Below are 16,289 nucleotides of genomic sequence, written 5' to 3'. Positions count from 1 at the left end.
ACTCTCCATAAAGGGTAGTTCGACTTGCTCAATTCAATGCTGGTATAACTTTTGCTTCAGCCCCGAAAGGCTTCAGCGTCCGTTTGTTTTAACGCTCGATGTTCAGTTTTCAAGGAGCAATCTCGTTCGTCGTTTACGATATTACCTCGTAACGGCGACTTTCATAATATATCACAGCGGGCCCAGACATTGCAACTTGTAAGATTTGTAAATCCTCTTCTTCTTCTTCGCTGCAGTGCTTGTCCGCGCTCCCCTTCAGGAGGGGCGTTAGATAATTTATCACATTACGTCGTATATCGTCAACCTTTTTATTCCGCTTTTTTTCTGTCTTTTATAACTGCGTGCCGCGATGCTTCAAGAGCGTTGATTGCGAAGTCCCGAAGCGTACCTGGAGAGCTCTCTGGGCGCAGCGATTCTCGCGTACATTCTGAAAATCGTCTTGTACCGTTTGAAAATCGCTTCCTTCACCGGGCCTTCCATTCTCCGGTCGCCCAGATCGAGCAGCATCTCGTCAAGTTCCTTGCGAAGCATATAATCCAGCTCTCTGCATTCCTTATCGGTGAACATCATTCCCAGCATACTACCGTTGGCCTCCTGTGCAATCCCAGCATCGCGTTGCGGCGGTCCGCCTTTAAGCGTTTTACTGTTATGCACCAATTCAGCCTGATTTATGACAGGGTACGCTGCAAAAAATCAGGACTTCACGAGATACAGCGTCAGCGTGCTCTCGATGACTGCCGCCACGAGCAGCATTAGCGCTACAACGGCATAGATCGCTACCGAGCCCTTCATCGCTTCGGCGAATCTTGCCCAAGGCTTGGTTTTGCCCGTCAAGGAACGTCCGATCCCCTGCATCAAGCGAACGCCGAGCAGAATCCCGTATGCGCATGCGAGAAAAATAGCCGGAAGCTCCAGAATGCCATGCGGCAGTATCCCCCGCACGATCACCGACCACAGATCAACGCCTTCATTAGCCATTTTACCGAACAAATACCCCATTACGAGTCCGTTTACCGCCAGCGTAAATAAAGGCATAATACACGCTGCAATGCCGAGGTACATAGCAAACGCTGTAGCTAAGAGATTTTTAACGAGAATCAGCCAGAACATCGCTAGGCTAACATTGTCCGATTCGTTAGCCTTCTTTGCGATGTCGCTTATGCTTTGAAGCTGCTTATCCAGCCAATCGATATCTCCATTCGACATGGCTCCGGCGAACAGGCTGGCAAAAAAAATGACGGCTGCCGCCCAGAAGTAAGGCTTGACGTCCGTCCACGCTTGCTGAAGCGTTTTTTTGATCAAATCGAATCTCCCCTTCGCTCCCTTATCATAACTTGCTATGGGTCAAGCATACATTGCAATTAGAACAAGCTGTAGCGTCCAAGCCTTATTCTAACTTCTAATCGAGAGGGGATCGGAATCATGAACTACTTTTTCGTATGGAGCGGCCGCCGCATCAAGCGGTACTTTTTTCTCACGCTCGCCGTATTGCTGTCTGCGGGGGTGATCTGGACGGAAAGGGACAACATCAGCGTATTCGCCCCGCATCCGCCGGCAGCCGTATATAGCGTACCGACGGACCGCAAGGTCGTCGCGTTGACCTTCGATATCAGTTGGGGCGATAAAAGAGCGCAGCCAATTTTGGACATTCTAAAAGAGAAGAACGTGAAGAACGTAACGTTTTTCCTGTCCTCGCCCTGGAGCAAGACGCATCCGGACATCGTACAGAACATCGTGGACGGCGGCTACGAGATCGGCAGCCACGGCCATAAGCACGTGAACTACAGCCAATTGAGCGACGATGAAATTCGCAAACAGATCCAGACGGCCCACGGCATGCTCTCCGATCAAACCGGCAAAAGCCCGAACCTGATCCGGATGCCGAACGGCGATTTCGATAAACGGGTATTAAGCATCGCGGAGGACTTGAACTATAAGGTCATTCAGTGGGATACGGACTCGCTCGATTGGAAAAACCCCGGCGTAAACGCAATCGTGCAACGCGTGGTGACCAAGGCTCATCCCGGAGATATCATTTTACTGCATGCGAGCGATTCTTGCCTGCAAACGCACGAAGCGCTGCCGCAAATCATCGATCAGCTCCGCGCCAAAGGCTATGAATTCGTGACCGTGTCCCAATTAATGAGTCAAACCGACACCAAAGGGCAAACCGTCCAGGACAAGCAAACATGGAACCAAGTCGCTTGATTGCCGACTAAACGCTAGTGGCTGCCCGCTCCGGCTTCAAGCTTCTGCGCCGCGCGCGGGACGCTCAAAATATGGTGCAAGCGCAGAATCTGATAAGCGTTGCACACGAAAATCGGAACGAGCGTAAACGTCAGTTGCGTCCAGAGTCCGCCTGACCGAAATCCGGGCAAGCCTTCTATCGTCGTTACGGCAATCATGAAAAACAAAGTCGGAATCCAGGCGCCGGCCGTCGTCTCCTTCACCTTGCGCAAGGCGACTGCAAGCGCACCGATCAGCAGCAGCAGCGGCACGATCCAAAAAGCGTTGGGCGGAAACTCGCTATCGTGCGTCCAGTAAACAATCTCCGCCAGCACGAATAACGCGACAAAGCCTTGAAGCGCTACCCACAGGTACGGACGCTTAATAATGCTTCGGGCAATGTAATTCAGCATCAGGTACGCAAAAAAGCCCATATGCGCGAACGCGCCGAACGAAAGGCCCGCCAGCGCCATCATAATCACGTTAAACGTCCAGCCTTTTGCGCCTCCGATTTGAAAGTTCGGATCGCATACCATCATGATCACGCCGGTAATCAAAGCGGCCCCGCCGCCGATGAGAATCGTCGTGCCGAACAAGGTCATCCATTTACGCAAATTCAATTGTATTCCTCCCCCGTCAGTACAAAAACATTTTACCATGTCCGTCCCAAAAAGCCATGAAGTCTTCCTTATAATCGACCCGCCGAAGTCGCATACTACGATCAAATTCCCGGAAAGGGTGATGATCGCATTATGCGGCTTCGCTTGTGGTGTACCGGCCTTGCCCTGACGGCCGTCATCCTGCTCTCTTCCTGCGGTCCGGAATCCAGCGCCAGCAGCGAGCAGATGAGCTATAAAGACGTCAAATCGATGGTGATCGACATCCTGGGCTCCCAGGAAGCGCAAGAAGCACTGGACAAGGCATCGACGGAAAAGTACGGAACCAGCTCGCTGCACGCGCAATCCTTGACCCCCTCCGACCAAGAACAGATTCGGACGGCCGTGAAGGACGTGCTGACCTCTTCCAATTATTCGAAGGTGCTACGCGAAATTATGACCGACACCAAGTTCGCGGGCGAGTTCGCCAAGGCTGTCAGCAAGGACAACAAGCAGATCCATAAGGATTTGCTCAAGGATCCGACTTATCAGCAAGAACTCGTGAATGTGTTTAAAACCGGGGACATGAAAACAGTGTTATTCGAAACGACCAAGACGGCCGAATATCGGAAGCAGATGATGAGCGCGGTCAGCGAAGCGATCCAGAATCCGGTGTTCAAGCTGGAGCTCATGAAGATCTTGCAAGACGTCGTGAAGGAAGAGCTGACGCCGAAGCCCGAGCAATCTAAAGGTGAATCCGGAAGCGGCGGCGGCGAAAGCGGAGGTCAAAGCGGCGGCGGAAGCGGCGACCAGCAGTCCGGCGGCGGTGGCGGCGGGCAATAGCGGACAAAAAGAACAACAACCGCCGGCGCATGTGCGCCGGCGGTTGCTTTGTTCGTCTTATTTGCCGCAGCGGGCGACGACTTCATCCGCGAGCGCCAGGTATTCGAGCCCTGTCGGATGGTCGGCCTTGTATACGGAAGGCGAATAATCGGGCTCCGAAGGGTGATTATCAGGCGCCCCTAACGGAAATTGTGCGAGCAGCGACGTATGGAGCGTATCGGCCAGCATGCCGCCGCCTCCTCTTCCGAACACGTAATCCCGCTCGCCGTTTTTTTCGTACCAAGCCATGTTCTCGACGACGCCGAGGATCTCGTGCTCGGTCTTGATCGCCATCGCGCCGGCCCGCGCAGCGACGAAGGCAGCGGTCGCATGCGGCGTCGTCACGATGATCTCTTTGCTTTTCGGCAGCATCTGATGCACGTCCAGCGCGATGTCGCCTGTGCCCGGCGGCAGGTCGAGCAGCAGGTAATCGAGCTCGCCCCAAGCGATATCTGCAAAAAAGTTGCGAAGCATCCTGCCGAGCATCGGGCCGCGCCAGACGATCGGGCTGTTGTCTTCGACAAAGAAGCCCATCGAGATGACCTTGACGCCGAACCGCTCGATCGGCATAATCTTGTCGCCGACCTGCTCCGGCCGTTCTTCGATCCCCATCATGTCCGGCACGCTAAAACCGTATATATCGCCGTCGATCAATCCGACTCGCTTGCCGCGCCGTGCCAACGCGACAGCCAGGTTCACCGTCACCGTGGACTTGCCTACGCCGCCCTTGCCGCTCGCAATCGCGATCGATACAACCTCGCTCTCCGGGCTAAGCAGCGGATGTTGTTCCAAGCCTGCGCTGTGTCCTTTGACCGGCGCAGCCTCTTTTTTCGTACCGGCCGCTGCCGCAGCCTCGGTTTGCCCGCCTTCGCGGCGCGATTGCGCCTCGCCCTGCTCATGCTCCGTCATCGGCCGAATTCGCACATGGGGCTTGCCCGTATGGATGGCGGTCAAAGCCGTCGCGATCTCGGCTTCGAGTCGCGACGCAGCAGCGACGCTGTCGGGATGGAGCACGGCCGTCAGCGAGATGCCGGTGTCGCGGACGACGATATCTCTAAGCAATCCCAAGCGAGCAAGAGGCTGCTTCAAGGTCGGCTCTTCAAGCCCCTTTAGCGCCTCGATCACTTCTTCTCTCGTTGCCATTCGCGTTTCCAACCTCCAACCGTTGCGCATTATCTTAAGTGTCTATTATAGCACAATCGCGTCAGGCGAAACTGTGTCGGACAGGCAAGGGGCGAAGTCTCCAAGCCGATGACTATTTGATAACTTTAGGTGCGGGCGAATTCCCCTCGCCTTCTGCGTATCGGAGTATGCCTCTATAGAGGGCAGCCGCTACTTTCGTTTGATAACCTTCGCCTGCAAGCAGCCGCGATTCGCCTGGATTGGACAGGAATCCGACCTCGACGAGCGCCGTCGGCATCTTCAACGCTTTTAACAGGTAAACGTTATCCTTGGTAAGCGCTACGCGGTTCGTATTGCCCACGGACTCCCGGATCTCGGCTTGCACCAGCGTCGCGAGACGTCCTCCTTCCGTGTTGGAAGGGTAATAAAACGTCTGAGCGCCGGACCATTTGGCCGAAGGTACGCTGTTCATATGAATCGTAAGCGCGATGTCCGGACGTTTGCCGGTTATGAATGCGGTCCGGTTGAGCAAGTCCTGGGTTTTGCGCTTGGAATATCCCTTAACGTCCGAGTCCGCCAGGTCATGATCGCCCTCGCGCGTTAAATAAACGATGGCTCCCGCCTGTTGCAAGTAATCGCGCAATTGGAGCACGAGCGCCATATTGATATCTTTTTCAATCACGCCGTCGCGGCTCACCGCGCCCCCGTCCACGCCACCGTGTCCTGCATCCAGCACGATCGTTTTGCCTGTGAGCGGCGTCTTTAGATAGCTCTGGCCGCCCGTCTCCAACGCGGGGATCTCCGCCCATAGCAGCGCGCTGAGAAGCGCGACAAGCCCTGCCACGGCCGCGAGGCGGACCGCTCCCTTGCGGGTAACCCAGACAATGATTCTTTTTGAATGCCTGCTGCCCGAATGATGCTGCCGCTCGTTCTGCCGCATAATAAAAACCACCCTGTCCATTTGATGTACGCTACATCTTATGGGACAGGGTGGTTATTTATGATCGTCCTTAACGGGCGGCCGTCTCGGCGGATGCCGACATGCCTTCGATCAGGATCTTGGCAACCTCGGGTCTAGAAAACTCAGGCGGCGGGCAGATGCCGTCGCGCAGCAGCGCGCGCACCTTCGTGCCGGACAGCGTCAGATGTTCTTCCTTGCCGTGCGGGCAGGTTTTGCTCGAAGCCATGTTGCCGCACTTCTTGCAGAAGAAGCTGTGCTCAAAGTACAGCGGCGTAATGCCCAGCTCGTCCGCCGAAAAGGTCTTGAGCAGATCCTGCGCCTCGTACGTGCCGTAGTAATCGCCTACGCCCGCATGGTCGCGGCCAACGATAAAGTGGGAGCAACCGTAATTCTTGCGGACCATCGCATGGAAAATGGCTTCGCGAGGACCTGCATAACGCATCGCCGCCGGGAATACGCCGAGGAATACGCGATCCTTCGGGTAATAATTCTCAAGCAAAGCCACATAGGAATGCATGCGGACGTTAGCAGGCACGTCGTCGGATTTCGTTTCGCCTACGAGCGGGTTCAGGAAGAGCGCGTCTACGATCTCCATCGCACACTTCTGAATATATTCGTGCGCGCGATGAACCGGATTGCGCGTCTGGAAGCCGACAACCGTGCGCCAGCCCTTTTCCGCGAAGATCCGACGGGTCTCGGCCGGGTCGAAGTAATATTCGCCGAATTTCTCCGGTTGCGGACGGTTCAGCACCTGTACCGGTCCGCCAACGTAGACGTTCGGACGTTCCATCAGCTTGACGACGCCGGGATGCTCCAGATCGTCCGTCTTGAATACTTGTACGGCCTCATGCTTCTTATCCGGCGTGTAGAGGCTCTCGATATCGACGACGCCGTATACGACGCCATCCTGTTCGCCTACGAGCGCCGCGCGATCGCCGATAGCCAGACCGGCCGCCTGCTCTTCGGTAACCGTAAGCGTGATCGGAATGCTCCATACCGTGCCGTTTGCCAGACGCATGCTGTCGACGACGCTCTTGTAGTCCTGCTCGTTAAGAAAACCTGTCAGCGGGCTAAAAGCGCCGACGCCGATGAGATCAAGGTCCGAGATCGTCCATGCGTTGACCTTAATCGACTTGAAGCCGCTCGCTTGAGCCAATAGTTCGTCTCTGGCGGCTCCTTCAAGCACGCGGTTGATCAAAGTGCCGCCATGCGGCTGAATCGTACTCATTAGATGTAGCTGCTCCTCTCGTAAGGCCGCTTATTTGTGCAGACCGCACTCGGTCTTCTCTTGACCTGCCCAACGTCCAGCGCGCGGATCTTCGCCCGGCATGACTTGGCGCGTGCAATACTCGCAACCGATGCTCGGATAATAGTTGTCGTGAAGCGCGTTATAAATAATGTTGTTGGAACGAATGTAGTTCCATACGTCATCGTTCGTCCAGGACGCGATCGGGTTGAACTTGACCAAGCCAAATTTGGTGTCGTATTCGACCTTCTTCGCGTTGGCGCGCGTCGGCGCTTGATCGCGGCGAATGCCGGTGATCCATGCTTCGTATTGGCCCAAAATACGGGTCAGGGGCTCGACCTTGCGAATATTGCAGCACGCATTGGCATCAGCCTTCCAAAGCTCGGGGCCGTGCTGTGCAGCTTGATCTTCAGGCGTAATGAGCGGGCTGACGCGAACGAACTCCAGGTTATAATAAGCCGCGAGTTTGTCGCGGGTCTCGTACGTTTCTTTGAAGTGGAAGTCGGTATCCAGGTAAAAAATATCGGTTTTGGGGCTGATTTTCTGAAGCATATCGACTAGCACGACGTCCTCTGCGCCGAAGCTGCAGGCAAACGTAATGTTAGGGAACGTCTCAACTGCCCAACGGATAACGGTCTCTGGAGAAGCATGCTCGAATTCTTCCGCTTTTTCGCGGATCAGCGCTTCTTTTTCAAGCAAATTCATTTTCACTACCCCCTGTTGACAAGTAGGTGATGCAATTCGATGCTTTAGTCTAAAAAATTATACGCTTCCTGATCGGAATATACAAGAATAAAATCGGCATAAAAAAGCCCCGACGTCGTCCGAAGATGCCGTCGAGGCTCGAGAACATAGATTAACGCTTGGAGAACTGAGGCGCACGGCGTGCAGCCTTGAGTCCGTACTTCTTACGTTCCTTCATACGCGGATCGCGCGTCAGGAATCCGGCTTTCTTCAAGGAGCCGCGAAGCTCCGGATCAGCCTTCAGAAGAGCACGGGAAATGCCGTGACGGATCGCGCCTGCTTGGCCTGCGATTCCGCCGCCGTTAGCCAGTACGATGATGTCGTACTTGCCAGCGGTCTCGGTCAGGTTCAGCGGTTGCTTAACGATCAGCTTGAGCGTCTCCAGACCGAAGTACTCGTTGATGTCGCGCTTGTTAATCACGATGCGGCCTTCGCCGGGCACGAGACGTACGCGCGCTACCGAATGCTTGCGTCGGCCAGTTCCGATATATTGCACTTGAGCCATTGGTAGGTCCTCCCTCTCGATTAACCGCGAAGTTCGTAAACTTCAGGTTGTTGTGCTTGGTGCGGATGCTCAGCGCCAGCGTATACCTTCAGCTTCGTTTGAAGCTGATGGCCGAGCTTGTTCTTCGGCAGCATGCCGTAAACGGCAAGCTCGATGATGCGAGCCGGCTTCTTGGCGATCATATCGCCAGCCGTCGTCGTCTTAAGACCGCCCGGGTAGTGCGAGTGCGTGTAGTATTTCTTTTGTTGAAGCTTCTTGCCCGTGAGGACAATCTTCTCCGCGTTGATGACGATGACGAAATCGCCCGTATCGACATGCGGCGTGAATTCCGGCTTGTGCTTGCCGCGGATCAGCGCTGCAGCTTCGGTAGCCAGACGACCCAGCGTCTTGCCTTCAGCGTCGATGACATGCCACTTGCGTTCAACTTCGTTCGTCTTCGCCATGTACGTTGTGCGCATGTTACTTCCTCCTTCAATCCTGCTCTTATCCGTGATCGGCCTATAGGCCTCGTCGATTGCGTATCAGTCGGGAAATGCGTAAGTTGCGATTGTCCGCTTCTGCGCCTCCATCTTCGGGAAAGAGAACGCGCGGCGCGCGACCGGCCGCTTTGCGTATTCTTCATCGGGGCCGTGGGAAGCCATGAAGAACACACAATGACTATTGTACATGATATCCTTGGGCGCCGCAATACTAATTCATGCATTTTAACGTATTAATTATAAGGCGGCTGCCAGTTCAATCCCCACTCGGGTCCATACGCCACGCTGCACATCGTTAGACCGTATGGTACGGCCGTCGGACCGCTCCTTGCCCGGTTCTTGGCGGCGAGAATGTCGGCGATTTCTTCCGGCTTCCGCTTGCCTTCCCCGACCTGCAGAATCGTCCCGGTTATGATGCGCACCATGTTATATAGAAAACCGTTCCCCGTAACGGTAATATGCGCGATACCTCTTCCCGCCGCCTCGCTGCCATTAGAAGCCGAATCCACATGCAAGGAAGCTTCGTAAAGCGTACGTACATGATGCGGCTTGGTGGATAGCGGCGAAGTGAAGGACGTAAAATCGTGCTCGCCCAGCAAATGCGTCAGCCCCTCGCGCATCGCGGCAAAGTTAAGCGGTGCCGGATGATGGAAGACGCGCTGCCGGGCGAATACGTCCGGGAAACGGAAGGAATTGATCGAGTAGCGGTAGGTCTTGCCCACGGCGCAGCGTCTGGCGTGAAAATCCGTGTCGACCTCGACGGCCGCGTGCACGACGATATCGTCCGGCAGCCGGGAATTCAGCGCGATCGCCCAGCGTTCGGCCGGAATGCTTGACGTCGTCTGAAAATTAGCGACCTGTCCGAGCGCGTGTACGCCGGCATCGGTGCGACCCGAGCCGGTCAGCTTGACGCGCTCGCCGGAGAGCATACGAATCGCCTCTTCCATCTTGTCCTGCACCGTATTGCCGCCGGGCTGGCTCTGGAAACCATAGTAGCCCGTGCCGTCGTAGCTCAAGAGAAGCGCGATGTTGCGCATGCGCCATTCCTCCTTGTGGCACAAAAAAAGGATGTGCCGAAAGGGTAGCATTCGGTCCATCCTTTTTTGAATTCAAAGCCCTGTTCGCCGTAGGCTAGTTGAGCTTGGAATTCCTCCGCGTGAACGGACGCGCGCCTCCCGAAGGAGGGCGAAACCGTTAACGCCCGCGCAACGGCTTCTCGTCTTGGGAGAGGTCGAAACCGATGCGCTGGATCCGCGGGATTTAAGCGCGGTCGACGAGCTCGAGATACACCATTGGAGCCGAATCGCCCCGGCGAGGTCCGAGCTTCAGGATGCGCGTGTATCCGCCTGCGCGCTCCGCGTAACGCGGCGCGAGATCGGAGAACAGCTTTTGGATCGCGTCCTGCTCGCCGTTCAGCGTCTCGCGACGCACGAATGCCGCCACTTGACGACGCGCGTGCAGATCGCCGCGCTTAGCCAGCGTGATCAGCTTCTCGGCGATGGAGCGAACTTCTTTCGCTTTCGCTTCCGTCGTTTGGATACGTTCGTAAAGGAACAGGTCGGTGACCAGGTCACGGAAGAGCGCCTTCCGCGAGCTCGAATCACGACTCAGTTTCTGGTATGCCATCTGTTATTCCCTCCTTGTCGCTTGATGCGGTCTTGTCAGGTCTTCTATTCTTCGAAGCGAAGACCGAGACCGAGTTCTTCGAGCTTCTCCTGTACTTCCTCCAAAGACTTGCGGCCCAGGTTGCGGACCTTCATCATGTCTTCTTCGGTCTTGGTGATCAGCTCTTGAACTGTGTTGATACCGGCGCGCTTCAGGCAGTTGTAGGAACGAACGGAGAGATCGAGCTCTTCGATGGTCATCTCGAGCACTTTCTCCTTCTTGTCCTCTTCCTTCTCCTTCATCGTCTCGGTATCCTTGGCTTCGTCCGTAAGGCCGACGAACAGCGACAAGTGATCCGTCAGGATCTTGGCGCCCAGACTGACCGCTTCTTCGGGCCGGATGCTGCCGTCGGTCCATACTTCAAGCGTGAGCTTGTCGTAGTTGGTTACTTGACCGACGCGAGTATTCTCGACCTTGTAGTTAACGCGGGTAATCGGCGTGTAGATCGAATCGATCGGAATGACCCCGATCGGCTGATCTTCCTTCTTGTTGCGATCCGCCGGGACGTAGCCGCGTCCCTGTCTGGCGAAGATGCGCATGTGAAGACGCGCACCGGAAGCCAGCGTGGCGATATGCAGATCCGGATTAAGGATCTCCACGTCGCTATCTGCCCGAATGTCTCCAGCCGTGATGATGCCCTCGCCTTCAGCATCAATCTCCAGCACCTTCTCCTCATCCGAATGAATCTTCAGGGAGAGACGCTTGAGATTGAGGATGATCTCGGTGACGTCCTCAATCACGCCAGGAATGGTGGAGAATTCATGAAGCACGCCATCGATCTGAACCGATATGACGGCGGCGCCTGGCAGAGACGACAGCAGAATCCGGCGAAGGGAGTTGCCGAGCGTCATGCCATAGCCGCGTTCGAGCGGTTCTACCACGAAGCGTCCGTACCTCTTGTCTTCTTGAATCTCCACCGATTCGATCTTTGGCTTCTCGATCACAATCACAACCAAACCCTCCTTCAAAACGTCGCTGCGTTGCTGACGTTGCCGTTTGTTCGCCCCGTCCGGTCATCCGGGATGACGTACAGTCCCTCAACCAGTATAACCGAATTGGGCAAACCATGTAGTATGCCTAACCATTACAACCATTATTCACAAGTTGTTTTTGTTTGATACCACATAGTGGCGCATATTATACGCGGCGACGCTTCGGAGGACGGCAGCCGTTGTGAGGGATCGGCGTTACGTCTTTGATCATGCTGACTTCAAGACCTGCAGCTTGCAGGGAACGGATCGCGGCTTCGCGGCCGGCGCCAGGACCCTTGACCATGACTTCGACAGCGCGCATGCCGTGTTCCATCGCGGCGCGGGCAGCAGTTTCGGCAGCCATTTGTGCAGCGAAAGGCGTGCTCTTACGCGAGCCTTTGAAGCCCATGTTGCCGGAGCTGGCCCAGGAAATCGCGTTGCCGTGCGGATCCGTGATCGTAACGATCGTGTTGTTGAACGTCGAGCGAACGTGCGCAACGCCGGTCTCGACGTTTTTCCGATCGCGGCGTTTCGTGCGGACAACCTTCTTGCCTTTTTGTGCCATGCTGATTTATCCTCCCTTCTTACTTCTTCTTGTTCGCTACCGTACGACGCGGACCTTTGCGCGTGCGGGCGTTCGTTTTCGTACGTTGGCCGCGGACAGGCAGGCCGCGACGGTGACGGACACCGCGGTAGCAGCCGATTTCGATCAGGCGCTTGATGTTCAGCGCGATCTCGCGGCGCAGGTCGCCCTCGACCTTTTGCGTCTTGTCGATCGCTTCGCGCAGACGAGCGAGCTCGTCTTCGGTCAGATCGCGTACGCGAGTGTCGGGGTTGATTTCTGCCGTAGCAAGAAGCTTCTGGGACGTCGTCTTGCCGATCCCGAAGATGTACGTCAGGGCGATTTCCACGCGCTTGTCGCGCGGGAGGTCAACACCACTAATACGTGCCATATGTTAGGAGCACCTCCTCTTAGCCTTGTTTTTGTTTGTGCTTCGGATTTTCGCAGATAACCATTACGTTACCCTTGCGGCGAATAACTTTGCATTTTTCGCAAATGGGTTTGACCGATGGTCTCACCTTCATGGTAATAGCCTCCTAAAGTGTGCGGCGGCGCTGATGCGCCTATGCGCGTCATGCTGCCGTCACGTGTGGTTCGGTAGACCGGAAGAACTATTTGCGGTAAGTGATGCGGCCTCGCGTTAGATCATACGGCGAGAGCTGGATCACGACCTTGTCGCCAGTCAGGATCCGGATAAAGTGCATCCGCAGCTTGCCGGAGACATGAGCCAGAATCTCATGGCCGTTCTCGAGCTTCACCCTGAACATTGCGTTCGGCAGCGGTTCGACGACCACGCCTTCCACTTCGATTACGTCCTCTTTGGCCACCGTCATTCTCCTTTCTCTTCAGCATGCGCTTCGAGCCGCCTCATGGCAATGACGACGGCATGCTTAAGCTTGCCGTTGGTCACGCGTCCGGTGTCCCGAATGCTGCTTGCGACTTCGTCGCTCACGATGCCGACCGATTCGAGATGCAGCACGTTTTTGCGCTTCGGCCGGTCGAACCGGCGCTTGTCGCCATCCGCGACGATCGCGAATCGTTCGTCGGCCACGGCGATGACCACCGCGAGCTGACCTTCGTCTTTGCCGCGGCGGCTCCTCACGACTTCCCCGGGCGACAGCGATGGCGTCTCCGTCATGGCTGTCGCCTAGTCTTCCGCACGGGTCAGAATCTCGAACCCGTCCTCGGTTACGGCGATGGTGTGCTCAAAGTGCGCGCACAGCGAGCCGTCCACCGTCACGACCGTCCAGTTGTCCGAGAGGGTCCGCACGTAGCGCGAGCCCAGGTTCACCATCGGTTCGATGGCGAGCACCATGCCCGGCTTCAGACGGGGCCCTCTGTCGGGCACGCCGTAGTTGGGAATCTGCGGCTCTTCGTGAAGTTCGCGTCCAACGCCGTGTCCGACGTATTCCCGCACGACCGACATGCCCGCCTCTTCGATCACCTTCTGGATGCCGTGTGACACCGTGAACAGCCTGACATCGGGCTTCACAAGCGCAAGGCCTGCATACAGTGAGGCTTCGGTCACCTCGAGCAGACGCTGGGCGTCCGCGGAGATGGTGCCGACGCCGTAGGTCCAGGCGGAATCGCCGTGGTAGCCTTTGTACTGCGCGCCGATGTCGATGCTGATGATATCGCCCTCTTGAAGCACCCGGGGACCGGGAAAGCCGTGCACCAGTTCTTCGTTGACCGATGCGCAAATGCTGGATGGAAAACCGTTATAGCCTTTGAAAGACGGAACCGCGTCCTGGCTGCGGATGTACGTGTCGGCGATCCGGTCAAGCTCGGCGGTCGTCACGCCCGGACGCACAGCTTCTTTCATCAGCTGATGCGTCTTGGCGACGATCTCTCCGGCCCGTCTCATCAAGTTCAGTTCCGATTCGGACTTGCATACGATCATGGCCGGTTACCCTCTGAGGAGGGAGGAAATATCGGCCGTAACCGCGTCGATGTCCTTCTCCCCGTCCACTTCTCGGAGCAGCCCTTTGCCTTCATAGTAGGCAAGCAGCGGAGCCGTCTTGCTCGTGTATTCATCCAGCCGGGTGCCGACCTTCTCCTCCGTATCGTCGGAGCGCTGGTACAGCTCTCCGCCATCCTTGTCGCAGACGCCCTCGACTTTGGGCGGATTGAACAGAACGTGATACGTAGCGCCGCAGGTCCGGCAGATCCGTCTGCCCGTCAGGCGCGCGAGCAGACGATCGCGATCAACCTTCAGGTTCACGACATGATCGATCTTCTTGCCGAGTCCGGCGAGAATCTCGTCAAGCGCTTCGGCCTGCGCCAGCGTGCGGGGGAAGCCGTCGAGCAGGAATCCCTTGTCGCAGTCGGCCAGGGACAGTCGGTCCTTGACGATGCCGTTGGTGACTTCGTCCGGGACGAGAAGGCCTTGGTCCACGTACTTCTTGGCTTCGACGCCAAGCGCGGTGCCTTCCTTCATCGCCAGACGGAATGCGTCGCCGGTCGAGATGTGCGGCACGCCGAACGAATCGACGATGCGTTCCGCCTGCGTGCCTTTGCCGGCCCCAGGAGGACCCATAAACAGGATGTTCATTGCCGTACCTCCTGAATGTCCCTCATTTTGAAGCAGCTTACTTATTGATGAACCCCTTGTAGTGACGCTTGATCAGGTTGCTCTCGACCTGCTTCATCGTCTCAAGCGCGACGCCGATAACGATCAGCAGCGACGTGCCGCCCAACTGAACCGACTTCGGAAGACCGAAGGCAGAACCGAAGATGACGGGAAGGATCGAGATGACAGCCAGGAACAGCGCCCCGGCGAGGGTGATGCGGGTAATGACTCTCATCAGGTAGCCTGCCGTCGGCTTGCCCGGACGAATGCCTGGGATGTAGCCGCCGTTCTTCTTCATGTTGTCCGCGAGCTGTTGCGGATTGAACTGCACGAACGTGTAGAAGAAGGTGAACCCAACAATCAGCAAGATATAGAATACCATACCGAGCGGCTTGTTGTAGTACAGGTTGTTGATGATCCAGTTGGCCCAAGTGTGACCGGCCCAGAATTGGGCGATCGTGATCGGGAACATCAGGAGCGAAGAAGCGAAGATGACGGGGATGACGCCCGCGCCGTTAACCTTGAGCGGGATATGCGTCGATTGGCCGCCATACATCTTCTGGCCGACTACGCGCTTGGCGTATTGGACCGGAATCTTGCGAACGCCCTGCTGGACGAAGATAACGCCGACGATGATCAACAGGATTACGATCAGGATGATGACCATCTTCAGGACGGCCCAGAAGATCTGGTCGCCGTTCACGAATTGGTCCTGATAGATCTCTTGGATATACGTCGGAATTCGGGAGACGATCGCCGCGAACATCAGGATTGAAATGCCGTTGCCGATGCCCTTCTCGTTGATCTGCTCGCCGAGCCACATCAGGAAGGCCGTACCGGCCGTAAGCACGATGGCGATCAAGATATAGGTCGCCGGCGACGGATCGATGACCATCTTCGCGCTATAGATACGGTTAAAGCCGATCGAGGTCGCGAAAGCTTGGATCAAACCGAGGACAATCGTTAGGTAACGGGTCAACTGCGCCGACTTGCGCTTACCGATCTCGCCTTCTTTCGCCCACTCCGCAAGCTTTGGAATAACATCCATGGAGAGGAGCTGCACGATGATCGATGCCGTGATATACGGCATGATCCCGAGCGCGAAGATAGAGAATTGGAAAAGCGCGCCGCCCGAGAACGTATTGAGCAGGCCGAACAGCTCGTTGCCTTGCTGATTGGCCTGTTCCAGCACGCTCTTGTCGATGTTCGGCACCGGGACAAAGGAGCCGACGCGATAGACGAGCAGTATGAAAAGCGTGAATAGGATCCTCTTGCGAAGGTCCTCGACCTTCCAGATGTTGCTCACGGTAGCGAACATTAGATCACCTCGGAGTTACCGCCGGCGGCCTGGATTTTTTCAGCAGCGGATTTGGAGAACTTGTGGGCTTTTACGGAGATAGCTGCAGTCAGCTCGCCGTTGCCCAGAATCTTAATGCCGTCCTTAGGGTTCTTTACGATCCCTTCGGAAAGCAGCAGTTCCGGCGTTACTTCCGTGCCGGCTGCGAATCCGCTCAGTTGATCCAGGTTAACAATCGCGTATTCCGTAGCAAAACGGTCGTTGTTGAAGCCGCGCTTCGGAAGTCTGCGGTACAACGGGTTTTGACCGCCTTCGAAGCCGGGGCGTACGCCGCCGCCGGAACGGGCGTTCTGGCCTTTATGGCCGCGCGTGGACGTCTTGCCCATGCCGCTACCGATGCCGCGACCGACGCGTTTGCGGCTGAACTTGGATCCAGTTGCAGGAGAAAGTTCATGCAATTTCAT

At 56.2% G+C, this 16,289-nt stretch carries 23 protein-coding genes; 2 read left to right on the top strand and 21 right to left on the bottom strand.

Annotated features, from left to right (window positions below):
• Nucleotides 1-354: 354 nt before the first annotated feature.
• Nucleotides 355-579 carry a hypothetical protein gene (locus ACFOTD_RS30530; protein ID WP_217597906.1) on the bottom strand — a complete coding sequence of 75 codons (225 nt, stop codon included), beginning with the start codon at nt 577-579 and terminating at the stop codon, nt 355-357.
• Between the two features lie 114 nt (nt 580-693).
• Complete coding sequence (locus ACFOTD_RS30525) at nt 694-1,302, bottom strand: stage II sporulation protein M (RefSeq protein ID WP_378123715.1); 609 nt, start codon at nt 1,300-1,302, stop codon at nt 694-696.
• A gap of 120 nt (nt 1,303-1,422) precedes the next feature.
• Between ACFOTD_RS30525 and pdaB the strand changes: the two genes are divergently transcribed.
• Nucleotides 1,423-2,208 (top strand): polysaccharide deacetylase family sporulation protein PdaB, encoded by a 786-nt coding sequence (gene pdaB / locus ACFOTD_RS30520; protein WP_378123714.1) that lies wholly within the window; start codon nt 1,423-1,425, stop codon nt 2,206-2,208.
• A 14-nt stretch (nt 2,209-2,222) separates the two neighbouring features.
• On the opposite strand, the gene ACFOTD_RS30515 is transcribed toward pdaB, so the two are convergent.
• Complete coding sequence (locus ACFOTD_RS30515) at nt 2,223-2,846, bottom strand: KinB-signaling pathway activation protein (protein WP_378123713.1); 624 nt, start codon at nt 2,844-2,846, stop codon at nt 2,223-2,225.
• A gap of 132 nt (nt 2,847-2,978) precedes the next feature.
• Here ACFOTD_RS30515 and gerD point away from each other — a divergent pair, with 132 nt between their 5' ends.
• Nucleotides 2,979-3,665, top strand: a complete 687-nt coding sequence (gene gerD, locus ACFOTD_RS30510) for a spore germination lipoprotein GerD (protein WP_378123712.1) — start codon at nt 2,979-2,981, stop codon at nt 3,663-3,665.
• Nucleotides 3,666-3,722: 57 nt separating this feature from the next.
• Here gerD and ACFOTD_RS30505 read toward each other — a convergent pair whose 3' ends face one another.
• The 18 genes from ACFOTD_RS30505 to rplO form a co-directional block, all read right to left on the bottom strand.
• On the bottom strand, nt 3,723-4,847 hold the full coding sequence (locus ACFOTD_RS30505) for a P-loop NTPase (protein WP_378123711.1): 1,125 nt from the start codon (nt 4,845-4,847) through the stop codon (nt 3,723-3,725).
• A 112-nt stretch (nt 4,848-4,959) separates the two neighbouring features.
• The gene (gene cwlD, locus ACFOTD_RS30500; protein WP_378123710.1) at nt 4,960-5,766 is read right to left on the bottom strand and encodes an N-acetylmuramoyl-L-alanine amidase CwlD; all 807 of its coding nucleotides are present in this window, start codon (nt 5,764-5,766) and stop codon (nt 4,960-4,962) included.
• A gap of 70 nt (nt 5,767-5,836) precedes the next feature.
• Nucleotides 5,837-7,015, bottom strand: a complete 1,179-nt coding sequence (gene sat / locus ACFOTD_RS30495) for a sulfate adenylyltransferase (RefSeq protein WP_378123709.1) — start codon at nt 7,013-7,015, stop codon at nt 5,837-5,839.
• Nucleotides 7,016-7,045: 30 nt separating this feature from the next.
• Nucleotides 7,046-7,738 carry a phosphoadenylyl-sulfate reductase gene (locus tag ACFOTD_RS30490; protein ID WP_378123708.1) on the bottom strand — a complete coding sequence of 231 codons (693 nt, stop codon included), beginning with the start codon at nt 7,736-7,738 and terminating at the stop codon, nt 7,046-7,048.
• Nucleotides 7,739-7,889: 151 nt separating this feature from the next.
• Complete coding sequence (gene rpsI, locus ACFOTD_RS30485) at nt 7,890-8,282, bottom strand: 30S ribosomal protein S9 (RefSeq protein ID WP_217597898.1); 393 nt, start codon at nt 8,280-8,282, stop codon at nt 7,890-7,892.
• 20 nt (nt 8,283-8,302) lie between these two features.
• A complete protein-coding gene (gene rplM, locus ACFOTD_RS30480) occupies nt 8,303-8,740 on the bottom strand; it encodes a 50S ribosomal protein L13 (protein ID WP_378123707.1) in 438 nt (145 codons plus the stop codon).
• 254 nt (nt 8,741-8,994) lie between these two features.
• Complete coding sequence (truA, locus tag ACFOTD_RS30475; protein WP_378123706.1) at nt 8,995-9,798, bottom strand: tRNA pseudouridine(38-40) synthase TruA; 804 nt, start codon at nt 9,796-9,798, stop codon at nt 8,995-8,997.
• Between the two features lie 223 nt (nt 9,799-10,021).
• Entirely contained in the window at nt 10,022-10,387 is a 366-nt protein-coding gene (gene rplQ, locus ACFOTD_RS30470) for a 50S ribosomal protein L17 (RefSeq protein ID WP_090117889.1), read from the bottom strand.
• Nucleotides 10,388-10,431: 44 nt separating this feature from the next.
• Complete coding sequence (locus ACFOTD_RS30465; protein WP_271754068.1) at nt 10,432-11,376, bottom strand: DNA-directed RNA polymerase subunit alpha; 945 nt, start codon at nt 11,374-11,376, stop codon at nt 10,432-10,434.
• Between the two features lie 187 nt (nt 11,377-11,563).
• Nucleotides 11,564-11,962, bottom strand: coding sequence for a 30S ribosomal protein S11 (gene rpsK / locus ACFOTD_RS30460; RefSeq protein ID WP_378123705.1), 399 nt, complete (start codon nt 11,960-11,962; stop codon nt 11,564-11,566).
• 19 nt (nt 11,963-11,981) lie between these two features.
• A complete protein-coding gene (gene rpsM, locus ACFOTD_RS30455; RefSeq protein WP_271754066.1) occupies nt 11,982-12,350 on the bottom strand; it encodes a 30S ribosomal protein S13 in 369 nt (122 codons plus the stop codon).
• 19 nt (nt 12,351-12,369) lie between these two features.
• A complete protein-coding gene (gene rpmJ / locus ACFOTD_RS30450) occupies nt 12,370-12,483 on the bottom strand; it encodes a 50S ribosomal protein L36 (protein WP_003333770.1) in 114 nt (37 codons plus the stop codon).
• 87 nt (nt 12,484-12,570) lie between these two features.
• Nucleotides 12,571-12,786, bottom strand: coding sequence for a translation initiation factor IF-1 (gene infA / locus ACFOTD_RS30445; protein ID WP_090117962.1), 216 nt, complete (start codon nt 12,784-12,786; stop codon nt 12,571-12,573).
• A 2-nt stretch (nt 12,787-12,788) separates the two neighbouring features.
• On the bottom strand, nt 12,789-13,097 hold the full coding sequence (locus ACFOTD_RS30440; protein WP_378123704.1) for a hypothetical protein: 309 nt from the start codon (nt 13,095-13,097) through the stop codon (nt 12,789-12,791).
• A 9-nt stretch (nt 13,098-13,106) separates the two neighbouring features.
• Nucleotides 13,107-13,859, bottom strand: a complete 753-nt coding sequence (gene map, locus ACFOTD_RS30435) for a type I methionyl aminopeptidase (protein ID WP_378123703.1) — start codon at nt 13,857-13,859, stop codon at nt 13,107-13,109.
• 6 nt (nt 13,860-13,865) lie between these two features.
• Nucleotides 13,866-14,510 (bottom strand): adenylate kinase, encoded by a 645-nt coding sequence (locus ACFOTD_RS30430; protein WP_271754058.1) that lies wholly within the window; start codon nt 14,508-14,510, stop codon nt 13,866-13,868.
• A 37-nt stretch (nt 14,511-14,547) separates the two neighbouring features.
• Entirely contained in the window at nt 14,548-15,846 is a 1,299-nt protein-coding gene (gene secY / locus ACFOTD_RS30425) for a preprotein translocase subunit SecY (RefSeq protein WP_378123702.1), read from the bottom strand.
• Entirely contained in the window at nt 15,846-16,289 is a 444-nt protein-coding gene (rplO, locus tag ACFOTD_RS30420) for a 50S ribosomal protein L15 (RefSeq protein WP_090117897.1), read from the bottom strand. The genes secY and rplO overlap by 1 nt, the downstream gene beginning before the upstream one ends.

The sequence above is a fragment of the Cohnella sp. GCM10012308 genome, from assembly GCF_042649185.1.
GTDB lineage: Bacteria > Bacillota > Bacilli > Paenibacillales > Paenibacillaceae > Cohnella.
This window is presented reverse-complemented; position numbering and strand designations above follow the sequence as displayed.

Coding starts and splice junctions, on each gene's coding strand:
- ACFOTD_RS30530 (WP_217597906.1), bottom strand. CDS start 579: ATGCTGGGAATGATGTTCACCGATAAGGAATGCAGAGAGCTGGATTAT.
- pdaB (WP_378123714.1), top strand. CDS start 1,423: ATGAACTACTTTTTCGTATGGAGCGGCCGCCGCATCAAGCGGTACTTT.
- gerD (WP_378123712.1), top strand. CDS start 2,979: ATGCGGCTTCGCTTGTGGTGTACCGGCCTTGCCCTGACGGCCGTCATC.
- ACFOTD_RS30505 (WP_378123711.1), bottom strand. CDS start 4,847: ATGGCAACGAGAGAAGAAGTGATCGAGGCGCTAAAGGGGCTTGAAGAG.
- cwlD (WP_378123710.1), bottom strand. CDS start 5,766: ATGCGGCAGAACGAGCGGCAGCATCATTCGGGCAGCAGGCATTCAAAA.
- sat (WP_378123709.1), bottom strand. CDS start 7,015: ATGAGTACGATTCAGCCGCATGGCGGCACTTTGATCAACCGCGTGCTT.
- ACFOTD_RS30490 (WP_378123708.1), bottom strand. CDS start 7,738: ATGAATTTGCTTGAAAAAGAAGCGCTGATCCGCGAAAAAGCGGAAGAA.
- rpsI (WP_217597898.1), bottom strand. CDS start 8,282: ATGGCTCAAGTGCAATATATCGGAACTGGCCGACGCAAGCATTCGGTA.
- rplM (WP_378123707.1), bottom strand. CDS start 8,740: ATGCGCACAACGTACATGGCGAAGACGAACGAAGTTGAACGCAAGTGG.
- truA (WP_378123706.1), bottom strand. CDS start 9,798: ATGCGCAACATCGCGCTTCTCTTGAGCTACGACGGCACGGGCTACTAT.
- rplQ (WP_090117889.1), bottom strand. CDS start 10,387: ATGGCATACCAGAAACTGAGTCGTGATTCGAGCTCGCGGAAGGCGCTC.
- rpsK (WP_378123705.1), bottom strand. CDS start 11,962: ATGGCACAAAAAGGCAAGAAGGTTGTCCGCACGAAACGCCGCGATCGG.
- rpsM (WP_271754066.1), bottom strand. CDS start 12,350: ATGGCACGTATTAGTGGTGTTGACCTCCCGCGCGACAAGCGCGTGGAA.
- rpmJ (WP_003333770.1), bottom strand. CDS start 12,483: ATGAAGGTGAGACCATCGGTCAAACCCATTTGCGAAAAATGCAAAGTT.
- ACFOTD_RS30440 (WP_378123704.1), bottom strand. CDS start 13,097: ATGACGGAGACGCCATCGCTGTCGCCCGGGGAAGTCGTGAGGAGCCGC.
- map (WP_378123703.1), bottom strand. CDS start 13,859: ATGATCGTATGCAAGTCCGAATCGGAACTGAACTTGATGAGACGGGCC.
- ACFOTD_RS30430 (WP_271754058.1), bottom strand. CDS start 14,510: ATGAACATCCTGTTTATGGGTCCTCCTGGGGCCGGCAAAGGCACGCAG.
- secY (WP_378123702.1), bottom strand. CDS start 15,846: ATGTTCGCTACCGTGAGCAACATCTGGAAGGTCGAGGACCTTCGCAAG.
- rplO (WP_090117897.1), bottom strand. CDS start 16,289: ATGAAATTGCATGAACTTTCTCCTGCAACTGGATCCAAGTTCAGCCGC.